Source organism: Streptomyces sp. NPDC059851 (assembly GCF_042732005.1).
Classification (GTDB): Bacteria; Actinomycetota; Actinomycetes; order Streptomycetales; family Streptomycetaceae; genus Streptomyces.
On sequence record NZ_JBHWJJ010000032.1, the window covers coordinates 14,034 to 30,746 of the forward strand.

Here is a 16,713-nt window from a genome sequence, read left to right on the forward strand (position 1 = left end):
ACGGACGGGCTGATATCGATCACGGCTGACTCACGGCTCACGATCCGGCGTTGACGTTGGCGAGGACGGCGGTGGCGATCGCCAGCACCACGGCTCCGGCGAACAGGGCGCTCAGGTAGCTCTGCACGTTGCCGGTCTGGGCGCGGCGCACGAGGCCGCCGAGCAGCCGGGGGCCGGCGCCCGCGCCGCTGACGTACGTGTCCACGACCTCGCGGTCGAGGAAGCGGACGAGTCCTGCGGCCGCCCGGACGGGCCGGACGAACAGCCGGTCGTAGACGGCGTCGAGGTGGAAGCCGGCGGCGGCGTGTCGGTGGAGCGGTCCGAGCAGCGCGCGCCCGGGGTCGGGGGCGGGGCCGGCCGGGACGGCGGGGTGGTCGTGGGTGACCTCGGCGACCTCGGGGGTCTCGGCGGCGGACTCCGCGGCGGCGACGGACGCGGGCACGGCGGCTTCCCGGTAGGCGCCGGCGGCGGCCCGGGCGGCGGCGCGCTGCCACAGGGCGTGGGTCAGCACGGCGCCGACGACGGCGGCGCCGGTGCCCAGCAGGGTGGTGGTCACGGTCGGGGTGAGCCGTTCGCCGTCGAACCAGTCGGCGAGCGGGACGGCGGCGGTGCCGAGGGTGATCGAGGGGATCGCCAGCAGCCACAGCACGCCCGTCATGGCGAGGGGCTCCTTGCCGTGGTCGGGGGCGGGGGCTCCCGTGCCGCGGAAGGCCATCAGCCACAGCCGGGTGGCGTAGGCGGCGGTGAGCAGCGCGGTCAGCAGTCCGGCGACGAGCACGAGCCAGCCGACGGCGCCGGGTACGGACCCGGTGTGCCCGGCCGCGGCCCGCTCGGCGGCGACGAGGACGGCTTCCTTGGAGAAGAAGCCGGCGAACGGCGGGATCGCGGCGAGCGCGAGCAGGCCGACGGTCATGGTCCAGAAGGCGTCGGGGATGCGCCGGGCGAGGCCGTGCATCCGGGCCATGGCCGCCAGGGAGTTGGTGCCGGCGGCGTGGATGATCACGCCGGCGCCGAGGAAGAGGAGCGCCTTGAAGGCGCCGTGGGACAGGAGGTGGAAGACGGCGGCGCCGCGGTCGCCGACGGCCAGGGCGCCGGTCATGTAGCCGAGCTGGCCGATGGTGGAGTAGGCGAGTACGCGCTTGATGTCGTCCTGGGCCAGGGCGGCCAGGCCCGAGCCGATCATCGTGACGGCCGCCATGACCGCCATGACCACGAGTGCGGCCGCGGAGGCCGTGAACACGGGCAGCAGCCGGGCGATGAAGTACACGCCGGCGGCGACCATCGTCGCGGCGTGGATCAGCGCGGAGACCGGGGTGGGGCCGGCCATGGCGTCGGGGAGCCAGGTGTGCAGCGGGAACTGCGCGGACTTGCCGGCGACGCCGGCGAGCAGGAGCAGCGCGGTCAGCGTCGGGTGGTCGAGCCCGCCGGCGGCGACGGTGTCCAGGACCGCGGTGATCTGGAAGGAGCCGGCGTCGGTGGCGAGCGCGAACAGCCCGATGAGGAACGGGACGTCACCGAGCTTGGTGACGAGGAAGGCCTTGAGGGAGGCGGAGCGGGCCGCTTCGGTCTCCCAGTAGTGCCCGACGAGGAAGTAGGAGCAGATGCCCATGATTTCCCAGCCGACCAGCAGCACCATCAGGTCGCCGGTGTAGACGACGACCAGCATGGCGGAGGTGAACAGGGAGACCAGGGCGGCGTACGAGGGGTAGCGCGGGTCCTCGCGCAGGTACGCCGTCGAGTACAGCTGGACGCAGGTCGAGACGAGACCGACCAGGACGGCGGTCAGTACGGCGAAGCCGTCCAGGTACAGCGACAGGTCGATCGGTACGGAGCCGGTCGGGGTCAGCGGGGTCGCGGTCTCGATGGGCTGTCGGCCGCCCTGCCGGACGGCGACGAGCACGGCCAGGACGGCCGAGGCCAGGGCGGGGAGCACGGCGAGCGGCCGGACGAAGCCGGGGGCCTTGCGGCCGAGGAGCAGTCCCGCGACGGCGCCCAGGAAGGGCAGGAGGGGGACGAGGACGGCGAGGGTCGTGGTGCTCACGCGGTGGCCTCGCTCGGGGAGTGCGGGGTGTCGGCGGGGACGGGCTCGCGGCCCTCGGCGGTGTCGCGCAGCTTGTCGACGTCCGAGGTGCCGCGGTTGCGGTAGACCATCAGCACGATCGCGAGGCCGATGCCGATCTCGGCGGCGGCGATGGCGATGGTGAAGAGGGTGAGGGCCTGGCCGGCGTGCAGGGCGTCGCGGAGCCAGACGTCGAAGGCCACCAGGTTGAGGTTGACGGCGTTGAGCATCAGCTCGACGGACATCAGGACCAGGATGGCGTTGCGGCGTGCGAGGACGCCGTACAGGCCGGTGCAGAACAGCAGCGCCGCGAGCACGGCGGGGTAGGCGAGGTGCATCAGCTCGTCCCCTTGTCGCTGGTGGCGGCGTTCCCTGCGGGGGTTGCGGGGGTCGCGGGGACGTCGGCGTCCTTGCGGGACAGCACGATGGCGCCGATGAGGGCCGCGAGGAGGAGGACGGAGAGCGCCTCGAAGGGCAGGACCCAGTGCTGGAAGAGGATTTCGCCGGAGACCTTGGTGGAGCCCTGGACGGGCCCGTCGAGGTCGATCCACGTGGTGCGGAAGGCGTCGACGACGACCCAGACGAGGGTGGTGGCCGCGACGGCGGCGACGCCGAGCGCGACCCACCGGTTGCCGGAGTCGGCGTCCGGGGAGCGTCCGATGGGCGCCTTGGTGAGCATCAGCCCGAACAGCAGCAGGACGACGACGGAGCCGAGGTAGATCAGGACCTGGACCCAGGCGATGAACTCGGCGGTGAGCAGCAGGTACTCCACGGCGATCCCGCCGAGCGCGACGACCAGCCAGAGGGCGGCGTGGACGAGCTGGCGGGTGGTGACCGTGATGACGGCCGCGCCGAGGGTGGCGAGGCCGACGAGGAGGAAGGCGATCTCGGCGCCGGTCGGGGAGAGGAACCCGCGGTCGGCCGCGGCCGTCGCGGCGGCGGCCAGGGTGGTGGCTGCGGGGGTCACGCGTCTGCCTCCCCAGGAGTCGGCGCATCGGTCTCGGGCGCGGCGGGGCCGCCTGCGGTCCCACCGGCCCCGGCGGCGGCAGCGGCTGCGGCTGCCTCGGCGGCGGCTTCGGCCTTCTCCGCCGCCTTGCGCGCGGCGGCGACCTCCTTGGGCTCCTCGGCGGCCGGGTCCAGGGCGGGCGGCGCCGGGACGGTCCACATCCACTGGCGCAGCTTGTCGCGCTCGTGGGTCAGTTCGAGGATGTCGGTCTCCGCGTACTCGAACTCCGGCGACCAGAACAGCGCGTCGAAGGGGCACACCTCGATGCAGATGCCGCAGTACATGCACAGGGAGAAGTCGATCGCGAAGCGGTCGAGGACGTTGCGGCTGCGCTCGCGCCCGCCGGGGGTGGCGGCGGGGACCGTCTCCTTGTGGGAGTCGATGTAGATGCACCAGTCGGGGCACTCGCGGGCGCACAGCATGCACACGGTGCAGTTCTCCTCGAACAGGCCGATGACCCCGCGGGTGCGGGGCGGCAGTTCGGGCTGCACGTCGGGGTACTGGGCGGTGTGCGAGCGCTTCGTCATCGTGCGCAGTGTCACGGCGAGGCCCTTGGCGAGGCCGGATCCGGGGATGGGCATCAGCTGATCGCCACCTTCACGATGCCGGTGAGCGCGATCTGGGCGAGCGCGAGCGGGATGAGCGTGGTCCAGGCGAGCTTCTGGAGCTGGTCCTCGCGCAGCCGCGGATAGCTGACCCGCAGCCAGATCACGAGGAAGGCGAGGACCGCGGTCTTCAGCAGGGTCCAGCCCCAGCCGCCGTCGAAGGGCCCGTGCCAGCCGCCGAGGAAGAGGACGGTCGTCAGGGCGCACAGGACGATGATGCCGGCGTACTCGGCGAGCAGGAACAGGGCGAAGCGGAGGCCCGTGTACTCGGTGTACGCGCCGAAGATGATCTCGGAGTCGGCGACGGGCATGTCGAAGGGCGGTCGCTGGAGTTCGGCGAGGCCGGCGGTGAAGAAGACGAGCGCGCCGACGATCTGCCAGGGCAGCCACCACCACTCGAAGGCGTCGACGATGCCGGGCAGGGACACGGTCCCGGCGGCCATCGCGACGGAGGCGGCGGCGAGCAGCATGGGCAGCTCGTACGCGAGCAGCTGGGCGGCGGTGCGCAGGCCGCCGAGCAGGGAGAACTTGTTGGCGGAGGCCCAGCCGGCCATCAGGCTGCCGAGGACCCCGACGCCCATGACGGCGAGGACGAAGAAGACGCCGGCGTCGATGACCTGGCCGACCGCGCCCTCACCGGGGCCGACGGGGATGGCGATGAGGACGAGGAGGTACGGGAGCAGGGCGACGGCGGGGGCGAGCTGGAAGATGCGGCGGTCGGCCTGCGCCGGGACCACGTCCTCCTTCTGCGCGAACTTCACGCCGTCGGCGACGAGCTGTGCCCAGCCGTGGAAGCCGCCGGCGTACATGGGGCCGAGGCGGCCCTGCATGTGCGCCATCACCTTGTGCTCGGTCTGCCCGACGACGAGCGGGAGCACGAGGAAGACGGCGAAGACGACGAGGAGCCGCAGGGCGACGTCGAGTACGTCGTTCACGCGTCGCCTCCGTTGTCCGCGTTGTCGCTGGTCGTGTCGGTGGGGTCGTGGTCGGGGGTGGTGTCCTCGCCGGGTGCGGCCGCCTTGCGGTCGCGGCGGGCCGGCGGCTCGTCCTCGTCGAAGGCGGGCTTCGGATCGTGCCAGGGGGCGTCCGAGCTCCGCCGGGCGGGCGGTTTGCGTTCGCCGCCCGCGGCCCCGGTGGCCCCGGTGGCCTGACTGGCGGAGCCGTCGGCGGCGGACCGCGTGCGCCGCGCGGGCCGGACCGGGGTTTCGGTGTCGGATTCCGGGGCCGGCGGTTCGGCGGCCTGGCTCACCGAACCGTCAGCCGCCGACCGGCTGCGACGCGGGGGCCGGGCCGGGGCCTCGGCACCGGCTTCCGGTACCGCGGCTTCGGCGGCCTGGCTCGCCGAGCCGTCCGCGGCAGAACGCGTACGACGCGCCGGACGGATCGGGGCCTCGGCCTCGGCCCCGGCCCCGCCGGCCGCGGCACCCGCTGCGGGCGCCGCCTGGCTCGCAGAGCCGTCCGCAGCGGACCGGGTGCGCCGTACCGGCCGTGCAGCCGGGGCTTCTGCGGCGGCGTCCGCAGCTGCGGTTCCGGTGGTCTGGCTGGCGGAGCCCTGCGCCACCGACCGGGTCCGCCGGACCGGGGCGCCCTCGCGCGGGGTCCGGGCGGCCGCCCCGGCGCCCGCGGCGCGCGGTGTGCGCGCCGGGCGGGCGGGGGCCGGCGGGAGCTGGCCCTTCAGCGGGCCCCAGTCGTTGGGGTCGGGGACGCCGGGCGGCAGCATCTGCCGCCGCTTGGGGCCGCCCTCGGCCTCGGCGCCCTCGCCCGGCTCCTTGGCGCCGGGCCAGGCCTTGGCGACGCGCGCGGCGAGGACGAAGTCCTTGCGCAGCGGGTGTCCCTCGAAGTTCTCGGGCAGGAGCAGCGGCACCAGGTGGGGGTGGTCGGTGAAGACGACGCCGAACATCTCGAAGGTCTCGCGCTCGTGCCAGGCGGCTCCCGCGTAGACCGCGACGGCGGACGGCAGGGAGGGCGCCGAGTGCGGGACGGTCGTGCGCAGCAGCAGCCGCCGTACGCGGCGGTCCTCCAGCGACACCACGTGCGCGCACACGCGGAAGCCGGTCCCCGGCTCGTCGACGGCGCTCAGCCAGTCGAAGTAGGTGCAGCCCAGCTTGTCCCGGGCGGTCTCCAGGGCGGGGATCCAGCTTCCGACGGGCACGTCGACCGTGAGGACGTCGTACGCGAGCTCGGCGACGGCCTCCGCGCCGAAGACGGTCGCGGCGGCGTCGGGGAGCGAGTCGTAGGGGTTCATGCGCCGGCTCCCGGGGCGGGCGGGGGCGTGACCAGGCCGCTGGTGAGCTGCGCGACCGACGGCCCGTTCGCGTAGCGCTCGGCGAGGGACTCGCGGGCGATCTTCTCCTGGAGCTTGAGGATGCCCTGGAGCAGCGCCTCCGGCCGGGGCGGGCAGCCGGGGACGTAGACGTCGACGGGGATGATCTGGTCGACGCCCTTGGTGACGGAGTACGAGTCCCAGTAGGGGCCGCCGCAGTTGGAGCAGGCGCCGAAGGAGATGACGTACTTCGGCTCCGGCATCTGCTCGTACAGCCGCTTCACGGCCGGGGCCATCTTGTCGGTGACCGTGCCGGAGACGATCATCAGGTCGGCTTGGCGGGGGCCGGGCGCGAAGGGGATGACGCCGAGCCGGATGAAGTCGTGCCGGGCCATGGAGGCGGCGATGAACTCGATCGCGCAGCAGGCGAGGCCGAAGTTGAAGACCCACAGGCTGTAGCGGCGGCCCCAGTTCAGGACGACCTTCATCGGCTCCGGGGCGAGCCGGGACAGGACGCCGAGGCGGCGGGGTTCGGGCAGCAGCTGGGGCTCGGGTGTCACGTCCATTCCAGGACGCCCTTCTTGTACGCGTAGAGCAGGCCGACGGCCAGGAAGCCCAGGAAGACGAACATCTCCACGAGCGTGGTGGCGCCGTAGCCGGCGGCGGCGAAGACCGTCGCCCACGGGAAGAGGAAGATCGAGTCGACGGCGAAGATCACGTAGAGGAACGCGTAGACGTAGTAGCGGACCTGGGTGTGCGCCCAGCCCTCGCCCACCGGGTCGACGCCGCATTCGTACGTCAGCAGCTTTTCGGGCGTCGGGACGACCGGCCGCAGCAAACGGCCCGCGCCGAAGGCGACGGCCACGAAGAGCACACCGAGCACGGCCAGCAGGCCGACAACCGAATAACTCCGGAAGTAGTCCGCCGCGAGCACGGTTACGGTCGATACCGTTGGGTCGGGCACGTCCGTTCCTCGCTCCTTGGCCACTGTCGACGATCTGGTACGGACGGGAGTCTAGGGCCTGCTTCACACAGGGTGGGGTTATCCCCCGTTTACTGCGGCCCGGCCTCCCCATGGCTCCGGCCTGACGGTATTGGCAGGCTGTGCCGCATGACCATGAACACCCGGGCCCCCGACGACGACCGTCCCCCTCCCGTGCGCGCGCCCCTGGGAGCCGTGGCCTGGAAGGAGATCGCCCACCTGCTGTGCAATCTCCCGGCCACCCTCTTCGGGTTCGTGTACACGGTGGCCGTGCTGTCGATCGCGGGTGGTTTGTCCGTGACCGTGATCGGCCTTCCGCTGCTCGCCCTCGGCCTGGCCGGATCTCGGCAGCTGGGACGGACGGAGCGGGCGAGGGCCCGGCTGCTGCTCGGCGTGCGGGTGGAGGAGCCGACGCCGCTGCCGGGTCCCCGGCGGGCGGGCGGGTTCTTCCCGTGGCTGTTCAGCGCCGTCAAGGATCCGGTGGCCTGGAGGAGCGCACTGTACGAGTTGGTACGGCTGCCGTGGGGGGTGCTCACCTTCACGGTAACGCTGGTCGGCCTGCTCGTGCTGTGGCCGGTGCTGCCGTACGTGGTGCGGGCGCTGACGAACGTGGACCGGGTGCTGGTACGGGGCCTGCTGTCGCCCTCGGACGAGCTGGAGCGGCGGATCGCACAGCTGGAGTCGGACCGGGGGGTGGTCGTGGACACCGCGGCCGCCGACCTGCGGCGCATCGAGCGGGACCTGCACGACGGCGCGCAGGCCCGGCTGGTGGCCCTGGCGATGGGGCTGGGGCTGGCCAAGGAGAAGCTCGCCGAGGACCCGGATGCGGCGGCAGCGATGGTGGACGAGGCACACGGCGAGGTGAAGCTGGCCCTGCAGGAGCTGCGCGACCTGGCGCGGGGGATCCACCCGGCGGTGCTGACCGACCGCGGCCTGGACGCCGCCCTGTCCTCCGTCGCCGCCCGCTGCACCGTCCCCGTCAAGGTCGCCGTCGACCTGCCAGAACGCCCGGCCGCGGCGATCGAGGGCATCGCCTACTTCACCGTCTCCGAACTCCTCCAGAACATCAGCAAGCACTCCCGGGCCGGCCGTGCCGGGGTCGACGTCTGGAAGTCCGGGGACCGGCTCCTGATCCGCGTCTCCGATGACGGGCGCGGCGGGGCGACGCCCTCCGGGGGGACGGGGATGGCCGGGCTCGCGGAGCGGCTGGGCGCGGTGGACGGGGTGTTCGTCGTGGACTCGCCGGCCGGGCAGGGGACGGTGGTCACGGCGGAACTGCCGTGGCGGGCCCGCGGCTGAGCCCGCCCGTTCGGGTTCCGGGGCGCGGGCGGCGGGGAGGCGGCGTCGGGGGGCCCGGGGGTGGGGATAACCCCCCTGCGGACAGGCCGACGTGCTGCATGGTCCGGCGGGGCCCGCGGGCGACAGGGTTGAGGGGTGACTGGACGAGGGAAGGGCGGGCGGGACATGGGCGGCGGCGGTGCGACGGGCTTCCGCGGGTCGGTCCTCGGCCGGGCCCTGTGGGCCCCGGTCTCGGGGCGGACCTGGCGGGAGTTCGGGTACCTGCTGCTCTCGCTGCCGCTGAGCACGGTGTACTTCTCGCTCGCGATCACGGGGCTGGCCCTGGGCGCCGGGCTGCTCGTCACCTTCCTCGGGGTGCCGGTGCTCGCCGGGGCGCTCTTGATGTGCCGCGGGTTCGGCCGGATCGAGCGGGCCCGCGCGCGCGGCCTGCTGGGGGCGTCCACCGCCGCCCCGGAGCCGGTGGCGCGGCGCACGGACGGGGTGGTCGGGGCCGTGGGCGCGCTGCTGGGCAGCGGGAGCGCCTGGCGGCACGCGCTGTACGCGGTGGTCCACTTCCCCTGGGCGGTGTTCGCGTCCTGCCTGGCGCTGGTGCTGTGGGCGTGCGCCTGGTCGCTCCTGCTGTACCCGCTGTGGTTCTGGATCTTCCCCGCGTACACCGACCAGCCGGGGCTCCAGCTGTTCCAGAACGGCGACTACACCTTCTACCTGGACTCGCGCACCGAGATCGCGCAGTCCTTCCTGGCGGGGCTGGTCCTGACCCTGGCCGTGCCGTGGGTGTTCCGCGCGCTGACCGCCGTGGACCGCCTGCTCGTGGCCGGGCTGCTCGGCCCCTCGCGGCTGGCCCACCGGGTGACCGAGCTGGAGTCGGACCGGGGGGTGGTCGTGGACACCGCGGCCGCCGACCTGCGGCGCATCGAGCGGGACCTGCACGACGGGGCGCAGGCCCGGCTGGTGGCCCTGGCGATGGGGCTGGGGCTGGCCAAGGAGAAGCTCGCCGAGGACCCGGATGCGGCGGCAGCGATGGTGGACGAGGCACACGGCGAGGTGAAGCTGGCCCTGCAGGAGCTGCGCGACCTGGCGCGGGGGATCCACCCGGCGGTGCTGACCGACCGCGGCCTGGACGCCGCCCTGTCCTCCGTCGCCGCCCGCTGCACCGTCCCCGTCAAGGTCGCCGTCGACCTGCCAGAACGCCCGGCCGCGGCGATCGAGGGCATCGCCTACTTCACCGTCTCCGAACTCCTCCAGAACATCAGCAAGCACTCCCGGGCCGGCCGTGCCGGGGTCGACGTGTGGAAGTCCGGGGACCGGCTCCTGATCCAGGTGACCGACGACGGTCGCGGCGGGGCGGGCGCCGGGGCCGGGGGTACCGGGCTGGCGGGGCTCACCGAGCGGCTGGACGCCGTGGACGGCGTGCTGGTCGTGGACTCCCCCGCCGGCGTCGGCACCACCGTCACCGCCGAGCTGCCCTGGCGCACGCGCTAGCCGCCCCACCCGCCGGCCGCCCCCACCAACGGAAGGCCTGCATCCACTTTCACCCGCTGATCCGCAGGCACCGCGTCCGACCACCGGGGCTGGAATGCTTGGCCCGGTCGGAGTAATCGCCGGAACATGTGGACGCGGGAGCTGCTGAATCGTGGAAGACAGGGTGCGGGTGGTCATCGCCGAGGACTCGGTGCTGCTGCGGGAGGGTCTGACCCGGCTGCTGACCGACCGGGGGCACGACGTCGTCGCGGGCGTCGGGGATGCGGAGGCCCTGGTCAAGACGGTGGCGGAGCTCGCGGCGGAGGACGCGCTCCCGGACGTGGTGGTCGCCGACGTGCGGATGCCGCCGACGCACACCGACGAGGGAGTCCGGGCAGCCGTACGGCTGCGGCGGGACCACCCGGGCATCGGGGTGCTGGTGCTGTCGCAGTACGTGGAGGAGCAGTACGCCACCGAACTGCTGGCCGGATCCAGTACCGGTGTGGGGTACCTCCTCAAGGACCGGGTGGCCGACGTGCGGGAGTTCGTGGACGCCGTCGCCCGGGTGGCCAGGGGCGGCACGGCCCTGGATCCCGAGGTGGTCGCCCAGCTGCTCGGCCGCAGCCGCAAGCAGGACGTGCTGGCCGGGCTGACCCCGCGCGAGCGCGAGGTGCTGGGCCTGATGGCCGAGGGCCGTACCAATTCGGCGGTGGCCAAGCAGCTGGTGGTCAGCGACGGGGCGGTGGAGAAGCACGTCAGCAACATCTTCATGAAGCTCGGGCTGTCGCCGAGCGAGGGCGACCACCGCCGCGTCCTCGCGGTGCTGACCTACCTCCGCTCCTGACGGGCGGCGGCCGGGGCGGCCCGCGGCGGCTGCGGTCCCGCGGCTACGGCCGCCCCACCGGCCGGGCGGCTACGGCCGCCCCGGCCGAGCCGGCGGCCCCCCTCCTCCCGGAGCCGGCACCGCCCCGGGCCCGCCCTTGTCCGGCCCCCGATCAACTGACACTCTGTCAGCCAGGGGGATACCACTTCCGGCCGCACCGGGGTCACACCATCGGGCTCCCGTGCTTTCCCGCACGCGCCCGGAATCGGAATCCGAGAATCCCGGTGAATCCAGCGAAATCCCGCGGAATTCCGTCGACGGACCGCCCGCCGGAAGACGGTCCGGAGTGTGAACGTTCCCCATAAGGACAGGCGTACCGACGTAGGGTTGGCCGTGGGAGCGGGAACGCCGAGCCTCGAAGGAGGTCCAGTTCAGTGACCAGCCAGGTCAGTAGCCCAGCCGAGCAGGCCGACGGGGCCGAGGGGGCCGAGACGGCCGTCCTCGGCGAGCAGCGGACGCCCCCGGGCCCGGGCGGCGGCAAGGAAGTACGCCGCCTCGATCGGGTGATCATCCGGTTCGCGGGTGACTCGGGTGACGGTATGCAGCTCACCGGCGACCGGTTCACCTCGGAGACGGCGTCCTTCGGGAACGACCTCTCCACCCTTCCGAACTTCCCCGCCGAAATCCGCGCCCCGGCCGGCACCCTGCCGGGCGTGTCCTCGTTCCAGCTGCATTTCGCCGATCACGACATCCTGACACCGGGAGACGCCCCGAACGTCCTGGTGGCGATGAATCCGGCGGCGCTGAAGGCGAACATCGGGGACGTGCCGCGCGGCGCGGACATCATCATCAATACCGATGAATTCACGAAGCGCCCGATGGCGAAAGTCGGATACGAGACGTCCCCGCTGGAGGACGGCTCGCTGGGCGCGTACAACATCCACCCCGTGCCGCTCACGACCCTGACGGTCGAGGCCCTGAAGGACTTCGGACTCTCCCGCAAGGAGGCCGAACGCAGCAAGAACATGTTCGCGCTGGGCCTTCTGAGCTGGATGTACCACCGCCCGACCGAGGGTACCGAGTCGTTCCTGCGCCAGAAGTTCGCCAAGAAGCCCGTCATCGCCGAGGCGAACGTCGCCGCGTTCCGTGCGGGCTGGAACTTCGGCGAGACGACCGAGGACTTCGCCGTGTCCTACGAGGTGGCCCCGGCCACCCGCGCCTTCCCGACCGGCACCTACCGCAACATCTCCGGGAACCTCGCCCTCGCCTACGGCCTGATCGCGGCGAGCCGGCAGGCCGACCTGCCGCTCTACCTGGGCTCGTACCCGATCACGCCGGCCTCGGACATCCTGCACGAGCTGAGCCGGCACAAGAACTTCGGCGTACGCACCTTCCAGGCGGAGGACGAGATCGCCGGCATCGGCGCGGCGCTGGGCGCGGCCTTCGGCGGCAGCCTCGGCGTGACGACCACCTCCGGGCCGGGCGTGGCACTGAAGTCCGAGACGATCGGTCTCGCGGTCTCCCTGGAGCTGCCGCTGCTGATCGTGGACATCCAGCGCGGCGGCCCCTCCACGGGCCTGCCCACCAAGACGGAGCAGGCGGACCTGCTCCAGGCCATGTACGGGCGCAACGGCGAGGCCCCGGTGCCGGTCGTCGCCCCGCGCACCCCGGCGGACTGCTTCGACGCCGCGCTGGACGCGGCCCGGATCGCGCTCACCTACCGGACTCCCGTGTTCCTGCTCTCCGACGGGTACCTCGCCAACGGCTCCGAGCCGTGGCGCATCCCGGAGGTCTCGGAGCTGCCTGACCTGCGGGTCCGGTTCGCGACCGGGCCCAACCACGAGCTGGCGGACGGCACCGAGGTCTATTGGCCGTACAAGCGCGACCCGCAGACCCTGGCCCGCCCGTGGGCGCTCCCGGGCACCCCGGGCCTCGAACACCGCATCGGCGGCATCGAGAAGCAGGACGGCACGGGCAACATCAGCTACGACCCGGCCAACCACGACCTCATGGTCCGCACCCGGCAGGCCAAGGTCGACGGCATCGAGGTCCCCGACGTGGAGGTCGACGACCCGGACCGCGCCCGGACCCTGGTCATCGGCTGGGGATCCACGTACGGCCCGATCACGGCGGCGGTCCGGCGGCTGAGGGCCGTCGGCGTGCCCATCGCGCAGGCCCACTTGCGCCATCTGAACCCCTTCCCGCGAAACCTCGGCGAGGTCCTGGGCGGCTACGACAAGGTGGTGGTGCCGGAGATGAACCTCGGGCAGCTCGCGACCCTGCTCCGGGCCAAGTACCTGGTCGACGCCCGGTCGTACAACCAGGTCAACGGAATGCCGTTCAAGGCCGAGCAGCTCGCGAAGGTTCTGAAGGAGGCCGTCCATGACTGAGGTGACCGACGCTCCCACCCTGCTCTCCCTGGTGCCGAAGGCCGGGGCCGGGCAGTCCATGAAGGACTTCAAGTCGGACCAGGAGGTCCGCTGGTGCCCGGGCTGCGGCGACTACGCGGTGCTGGCCGCGGTGCAGGGCTTCATGCCCGAGCTGGGCCTGGCGCGGGAGAACATCGTCTTCGTCTCGGGGATCGGCTGCTCGTCCCGGTTCCCGTACTACATGAACACGTACGGGATGCACTCCATCCACGGCCGCGCCCCGGCGATCGCGACCGGTCTGGCCACCTCGCGCCGCGACCTGTCGGTGTGGGTCATCACCGGTGACGGCGACGCCCTGTCCATCGGCGGGAACCACCTGATCCACGCCCTGCGGCGGAACGTCAACCTGAAGATCCTGCTGTTCAACAACCGGATCTACGGGCTGACGAAGGGCCAGTACTCCCCCACGTCCGAGCTCGGCAAGATCACCAAGTCGACGCCGATGGGCTCGCTGGACGCCCCCTTCAACCCGGTGTCCCTGGCCCTGGGCGCCGAGGCGTCCTTCGTGGCCCGCACCGTCGACTCCGACCGCAAGCACCTGACCGAGGTGTTGCGGGCGGCCGCGGACCACCCGGGCACGGCGCTGGTGGAGATCTACCAGAACTGCAACATCTTCAACGACGGCGCCTTCGACGCCCTGAAGGACAAGGACCGGGCCGAGGAGACGGTGATCCGCCTGGAGCACGGGCAGCCCATCCGCTTCGGCGCGGGCGGACACAAGGGCGTCGTACGCGATCCGGTCACCGGCGACCTGGAGGTCGTCGACGTGACCGCCGAGAACGAAGCGCGGATCCTGGTCCACGACGCGCACGGCACCAGCCCGACCACCGCGTTCGCCCTGTCCCGGCTGGCCGACCCGGACACGTTGGACCGGACGCCCATCGGGGTGTTCCGCAGCGTGGTGCGGCCGGTCTACGACACGCTCATGGCCGAGCAGCTGGACACGGCCGTCGAGAACAAGGGCAAGGGCGACCTGGGCACCCTGCTGGCCGGCAACGACACCTGGACGGTCGTCGGCTAGCGCGGTCTTCGGCCGGCGCGTCCACCGGCCGTCGCCGGCCGACCCGCCCGTACGCCCCTACGCAATGCGAGTTCGCGCGCCCGGAGCCCCTCAGGGGTTCCGGGCCTCGTCGTACGCGGCCCGCGCCGCCTGCACGTCGGGGGTGCGCCGCTCGGTCCAGCGCGCCAGGGCCCACACCTGTTCGGCTGCCTCGCGCCCCAGCTCGGTGAGGGAGTAGTCCACGCGGGGCGGGATGACCGGCTTGGCGTCGCGCAGCAGGAAGCCGTCGCGCTCCAGCGTCCGGAGGGTCTGGGCGAGCATCTTCTCGCTGACCCCGCCGACCTCGCGGCGCAGCTCGCTGAAGCGGTACGGGCGCTCCACGAGGGCGGCAAGGACCAGTACGCCCCAGCGGCTGGTGACGTGCTCCAGGACCCCGCGGGAGGGGCACATCGGAGCCTTCACGTTCACGGGGGGCGGCTTCCGACCCGCCCCGCCCACTGCCTCACTTACGGCCATACCAGTACCTTACTTTGAAGTGGGTACTTACGAAAGGTTAGCGCTTTCCCTACGGTGGTGTCACCGCCGGAAAACCCGGCACACATGCCCCACGCACCACACCCGCCCCAGGGAGAGCATCATGAGCATCGTCGTCACCGGAGCCACCGGAGCCCTCGGCCGCCTCGTCGTCGAGGAGCTGCTGAAGCGGGTCCCGGCCGCGGACGTCGCCGTCGCCGTCCGCGACGGGGCCAAGGCCGCAGACCTCGCCGAGCGCGGCGTCGAGGTGCGCATCGCCGACTACGACGCCCCCGAGTCCCTCACGGACGCCTTCCGCGCCGGCGACCGGGTCCTGCTGATCTCCGGCAACGCGGTCGGCCGCCGGGTGCCCCAGCACACCGCGGTGATCGGGGCCGCCAAGGCCGCCGGCGTCGCCCAGCTCGCCTACACCGGGATCCTCGGCGGCCCCGAGGCCGACTTCGAGCTGGCCGCCGAGCACAAGGCGACCGAGCAGGCCGTGCTGGACTCGGGCCTGCCCTACACCTTCCTTCGCAACGGTTGGTACCACGAGAACTACACCGGCCAGCTGGCCGGCGTCCTGGAGCAGGGCGCGGTCGTGGGCAGCGCCGGTGAGGGCCGGATCGCCTCCGCCGCCCGGGCCGACTACGCCGCCGCGGCCGCGGCGGTCCTGACCGGCGAGGGCCACCTGAACCGGGTCTACGAGCTCTCCGGCGACACCGCCTGGAGCATGGCCGAGTACGCGGCCGAGGTCTCGGCGCAGTCCGGCAAGGAGATCGCGTACACCGAGCTCCCGGCCGACGCCCACCTGGCCGCCCTGACCGGTGCGGGGGTCCCCGAAGGCTTCGCCGCCCTCCTCGTCGACGTGGACGCGGCAATCTCGCGCGGCAGCCTGGGCCACACCGGCGGCGACCTCTCCCGGCTCATCGGCCGCCCGACCACGCCGGTCGCCGAAGCCGTCACCGCCGCCCTGGCCTGAGGCCCGTACGGCGTCCGGGCCGGGCGCGACCCCGTGAGTCCGCCCGGCCCCGACCCCACAAGACCCCGGCGATGTCATCAGTATCTCCCGCCTATGCACATGACATCGAGGTCCGGCGGCGCTACGTTCTTCGATGAGGTTGGCCAGAACGTGACGGGAGGCCCGGGTGAAGGCGGAGAGCGAGCAGCGCACAGGACTGCTCTACGGATTCGGCGCCTACGGCATGTGGGGGCTGGTCCCCCTCTTCTGGCCGCTCCTCAAGCCAGCGGGGGCCGTCGAGATCCTCGCCCACCGCATGGTGTGGTCGCTGGCCGTCGTCGGCGGGATCCTGCTCGTCGTGCGCCGCTGGGGCTGGATACGGGAGCTGCTGCGCGAACCCCGCAAGCTGGGGCTGACCGCCCTCGCCGCCACGGTGATCTCCGTGAACTGGGGCCTGTACATCTGGTCCGTCAACAACGGCGCGGTGGTCGAGTCCAGCCTCGGCTACTTCATCAACCCCCTGGTCACCATCGCCATCGGCGTCCTGCTCCTCGGCGAGCGGCTGCGCCGCACCCAGTGGGCGGCGGTCGGCATCGGCTTCGCCGCCGTGCTGGTGCTCGCGATCGGGTACGGACGGCCGCCGTGGATCTCGCTGGTCCTGGCCTTCTCCTTCGCCACCTACGGGCTGATCAAGAAGAAGCTGGGCATGGGCGGCGTGGAGTCGCTGGCCGCCGAGACGGCCCTGCTCTTCCCGCCCGCCCTCGGCTACCTGCTGTGGCTGGCCGCGCAGGGCCGGTCCGCCTTCGGCAGCGAGGGCCTCGGGCATTCGGCGCTGCTCGCCGCGACCGGACTGGTCACCGCGATCCCGCTCGTCTTCTTCGGGGCGGCCGCGATCCGGGTCCCGCTGTCCACGCTCGGACTGCTCCAGTACCTGGCGCCGGTCTTCCAGTTCATGCTCGGCGTCCTGTACTTCCACGAGGCCATGCCGCCCGAGCGCTGGGCCGGCTTCTCCCTCGTCTGGGCCGCGCTCGCCCTGTTGACCTGGGACGCGCTGCGTACGACACACCGCTCCCGGTCCCGGCTGGAGGAAGCCGGAACCGCGGCACCCGCGAGCGTCCCGGCGCCGACCGCCGCTCCGGAACCCGAACGCGCGTAGGAGCGCACGGCGCATCCCGGCACACCGTCGCGACGCCCGAACAACCCACGATCCCCGTCACGGGACTCCCCCAGCCACCGCCGGGAGGTGTCCACCGTGCCGGGGATCGTCCGTTTTCCGAACGACCCTGACCGAAACACGGTCTTGACGGACAGTCAT

Annotated in this window: 16 protein-coding genes; 7 read left to right on the forward strand and 9 right to left on the reverse strand. The window is 72.7% G+C overall.

Annotated features, from left to right (window positions below):
• Positions 1-37 precede the first annotated feature (37 nt).
• Genes ACFV7Q_RS14115 through ACFV7Q_RS14150 form a run of 8 tightly spaced genes read right to left on the reverse strand, consistent with a single transcriptional unit; the run spans position 38 to position 6,897 of the window.
• A complete protein-coding gene (locus ACFV7Q_RS14115; RefSeq protein ID WP_385428094.1) occupies positions 38-2,041 on the reverse strand; it encodes an NADH-quinone oxidoreductase subunit L in 2,004 nt (667 codons plus the stop codon).
• A complete protein-coding gene (gene nuoK, locus ACFV7Q_RS14120) occupies positions 2,038-2,397 on the reverse strand; it encodes an NADH-quinone oxidoreductase subunit NuoK (protein ID WP_385428097.1) in 360 nt (119 codons plus the stop codon). The genes ACFV7Q_RS14115 and nuoK overlap by 4 nt, the downstream gene beginning before the upstream one ends.
• Positions 2,397-3,026, reverse strand: coding sequence for an NADH-quinone oxidoreductase subunit J (locus ACFV7Q_RS14125; protein WP_385428100.1), 630 nt, complete (start codon positions 3,024-3,026; stop codon positions 2,397-2,399). The genes nuoK and ACFV7Q_RS14125 overlap by 1 nt, the downstream gene beginning before the upstream one ends.
• The gene (locus ACFV7Q_RS14130; protein ID WP_385428216.1) at positions 3,023-3,649 is read right to left on the reverse strand and encodes a NuoI/complex I 23 kDa subunit family protein; all 627 of its coding nucleotides are present in this window, start codon (positions 3,647-3,649) and stop codon (positions 3,023-3,025) included. Before ACFV7Q_RS14130 ends, ACFV7Q_RS14125 begins: the two co-directional genes overlap by 4 nt.
• A complete protein-coding gene (locus tag ACFV7Q_RS14135; protein WP_385428102.1) occupies positions 3,646-4,605 on the reverse strand; it encodes an NADH-quinone oxidoreductase subunit H in 960 nt (319 codons plus the stop codon). Before ACFV7Q_RS14135 ends, ACFV7Q_RS14130 begins: the two co-directional genes overlap by 4 nt.
• Positions 4,602-5,915 carry an NADH-quinone oxidoreductase subunit C gene (locus tag ACFV7Q_RS14140; protein ID WP_385428105.1) on the reverse strand — a complete coding sequence of 438 codons (1,314 nt, stop codon included), beginning with the start codon at positions 5,913-5,915 and terminating at the stop codon, positions 4,602-4,604. The genes ACFV7Q_RS14135 and ACFV7Q_RS14140 overlap by 4 nt, the downstream gene beginning before the upstream one ends.
• Positions 5,912-6,499, reverse strand: a complete 588-nt coding sequence (locus tag ACFV7Q_RS14145) for an NADH-quinone oxidoreductase subunit B (protein WP_385428107.1) — start codon at positions 6,497-6,499, stop codon at positions 5,912-5,914. The genes ACFV7Q_RS14140 and ACFV7Q_RS14145 overlap by 4 nt, the downstream gene beginning before the upstream one ends.
• Positions 6,490-6,897, reverse strand: coding sequence for an NADH-quinone oxidoreductase subunit A (locus ACFV7Q_RS14150; RefSeq protein ID WP_030298105.1), 408 nt, complete (start codon positions 6,895-6,897; stop codon positions 6,490-6,492). Before ACFV7Q_RS14150 ends, ACFV7Q_RS14145 begins: the two co-directional genes overlap by 10 nt.
• A gap of 147 nt (positions 6,898-7,044) precedes the next feature.
• Between ACFV7Q_RS14150 and ACFV7Q_RS14155 the strand changes: the two genes are divergently transcribed.
• The 5 genes from ACFV7Q_RS14155 to ACFV7Q_RS14175 all read left to right on the forward strand — a co-directional run bounded on the left by ACFV7Q_RS14155 (position 7,045) and on the right by ACFV7Q_RS14175 (position 13,948).
• On the forward strand, positions 7,045-8,214 hold the full coding sequence (locus ACFV7Q_RS14155) for a sensor histidine kinase (protein ID WP_385428110.1): 1,170 nt from the start codon (positions 7,045-7,047) through the stop codon (positions 8,212-8,214).
• 165 nt (positions 8,215-8,379) lie between these two features.
• Positions 8,380-9,696, forward strand: a complete 1,317-nt coding sequence (locus ACFV7Q_RS14160; RefSeq protein ID WP_385428219.1) for a sensor histidine kinase — start codon at positions 8,380-8,382, stop codon at positions 9,694-9,696.
• Between the two features lie 163 nt (positions 9,697-9,859).
• On the forward strand, positions 9,860-10,519 hold the full coding sequence (locus tag ACFV7Q_RS14165) for a LuxR C-terminal-related transcriptional regulator (protein WP_385428221.1): 660 nt from the start codon (positions 9,860-9,862) through the stop codon (positions 10,517-10,519).
• Positions 10,520-10,932: 413 nt separating this feature from the next.
• Complete coding sequence (locus tag ACFV7Q_RS14170) at positions 10,933-12,888, forward strand: 2-oxoacid:acceptor oxidoreductase subunit alpha (protein ID WP_385428112.1); 1,956 nt, start codon at positions 10,933-10,935, stop codon at positions 12,886-12,888.
• Positions 12,881-13,948, forward strand: coding sequence for a 2-oxoacid:ferredoxin oxidoreductase subunit beta (locus ACFV7Q_RS14175; RefSeq protein WP_385428114.1), 1,068 nt, complete (start codon positions 12,881-12,883; stop codon positions 13,946-13,948). The genes ACFV7Q_RS14170 and ACFV7Q_RS14175 overlap by 8 nt, the downstream gene beginning before the upstream one ends.
• 90 nt (positions 13,949-14,038) lie before the next feature.
• Here the strand turns inward: ACFV7Q_RS14175 and ACFV7Q_RS14180 are convergent, their stop codons facing one another.
• The gene (locus ACFV7Q_RS14180; protein ID WP_385428117.1) at positions 14,039-14,443 is read right to left on the reverse strand and encodes a winged helix-turn-helix transcriptional regulator; all 405 of its coding nucleotides are present in this window, start codon (positions 14,441-14,443) and stop codon (positions 14,039-14,041) included.
• 121 nt (positions 14,444-14,564) lie between these two features.
• On the opposite strand from ACFV7Q_RS14180, the gene ACFV7Q_RS14185 reads away from it, so the two are divergent.
• Together ACFV7Q_RS14185 and rarD are read left to right on the forward strand one after the other, a co-directional pair.
• Entirely contained in the window at positions 14,565-15,419 is an 855-nt protein-coding gene (locus tag ACFV7Q_RS14185; protein ID WP_385428120.1) for an SDR family oxidoreductase, read from the forward strand.
• 166 nt (positions 15,420-15,585) lie between these two features.
• Entirely contained in the window at positions 15,586-16,554 is a 969-nt protein-coding gene (gene rarD / locus ACFV7Q_RS14190) for an EamA family transporter RarD (protein ID WP_385428123.1), read from the forward strand.
• Positions 16,555-16,713: the final 159 nt, after the last annotated feature.

Excerpts from the sequence above, each read along its gene's own strand:
- ACFV7Q_RS14155 (WP_385428110.1), top strand. The coding sequence starts at position 7,045 with ATGACCATGAACACCCGGGCCCCCGACGACGACCGTCCCCCTCCCGTG.
- ACFV7Q_RS14145 (WP_385428107.1), bottom strand. The coding sequence starts at position 6,499 with ATGGACGTGACACCCGAGCCCCAGCTGCTGCCCGAACCCCGCCGCCTC.
- ACFV7Q_RS14180 (WP_385428117.1), bottom strand. The coding sequence starts at position 14,443 with ATGGCCGTAAGTGAGGCAGTGGGCGGGGCGGGTCGGAAGCCGCCCCCC.
- ACFV7Q_RS14175 (WP_385428114.1), top strand. The coding sequence starts at position 12,881 with ATGACTGAGGTGACCGACGCTCCCACCCTGCTCTCCCTGGTGCCGAAG.
- nuoK (WP_385428097.1), bottom strand. The coding sequence starts at position 2,397 with ATGCACCTCGCCTACCCCGCCGTGCTCGCGGCGCTGCTGTTCTGCACC.
- ACFV7Q_RS14140 (WP_385428105.1), bottom strand. The coding sequence starts at position 5,915 with ATGAACCCCTACGACTCGCTCCCCGACGCCGCCGCGACCGTCTTCGGC.
- ACFV7Q_RS14160 (WP_385428219.1), top strand. The coding sequence starts at position 8,380 with ATGGGCGGCGGCGGTGCGACGGGCTTCCGCGGGTCGGTCCTCGGCCGG.
- ACFV7Q_RS14185 (WP_385428120.1), top strand. The coding sequence starts at position 14,565 with ATGAGCATCGTCGTCACCGGAGCCACCGGAGCCCTCGGCCGCCTCGTC.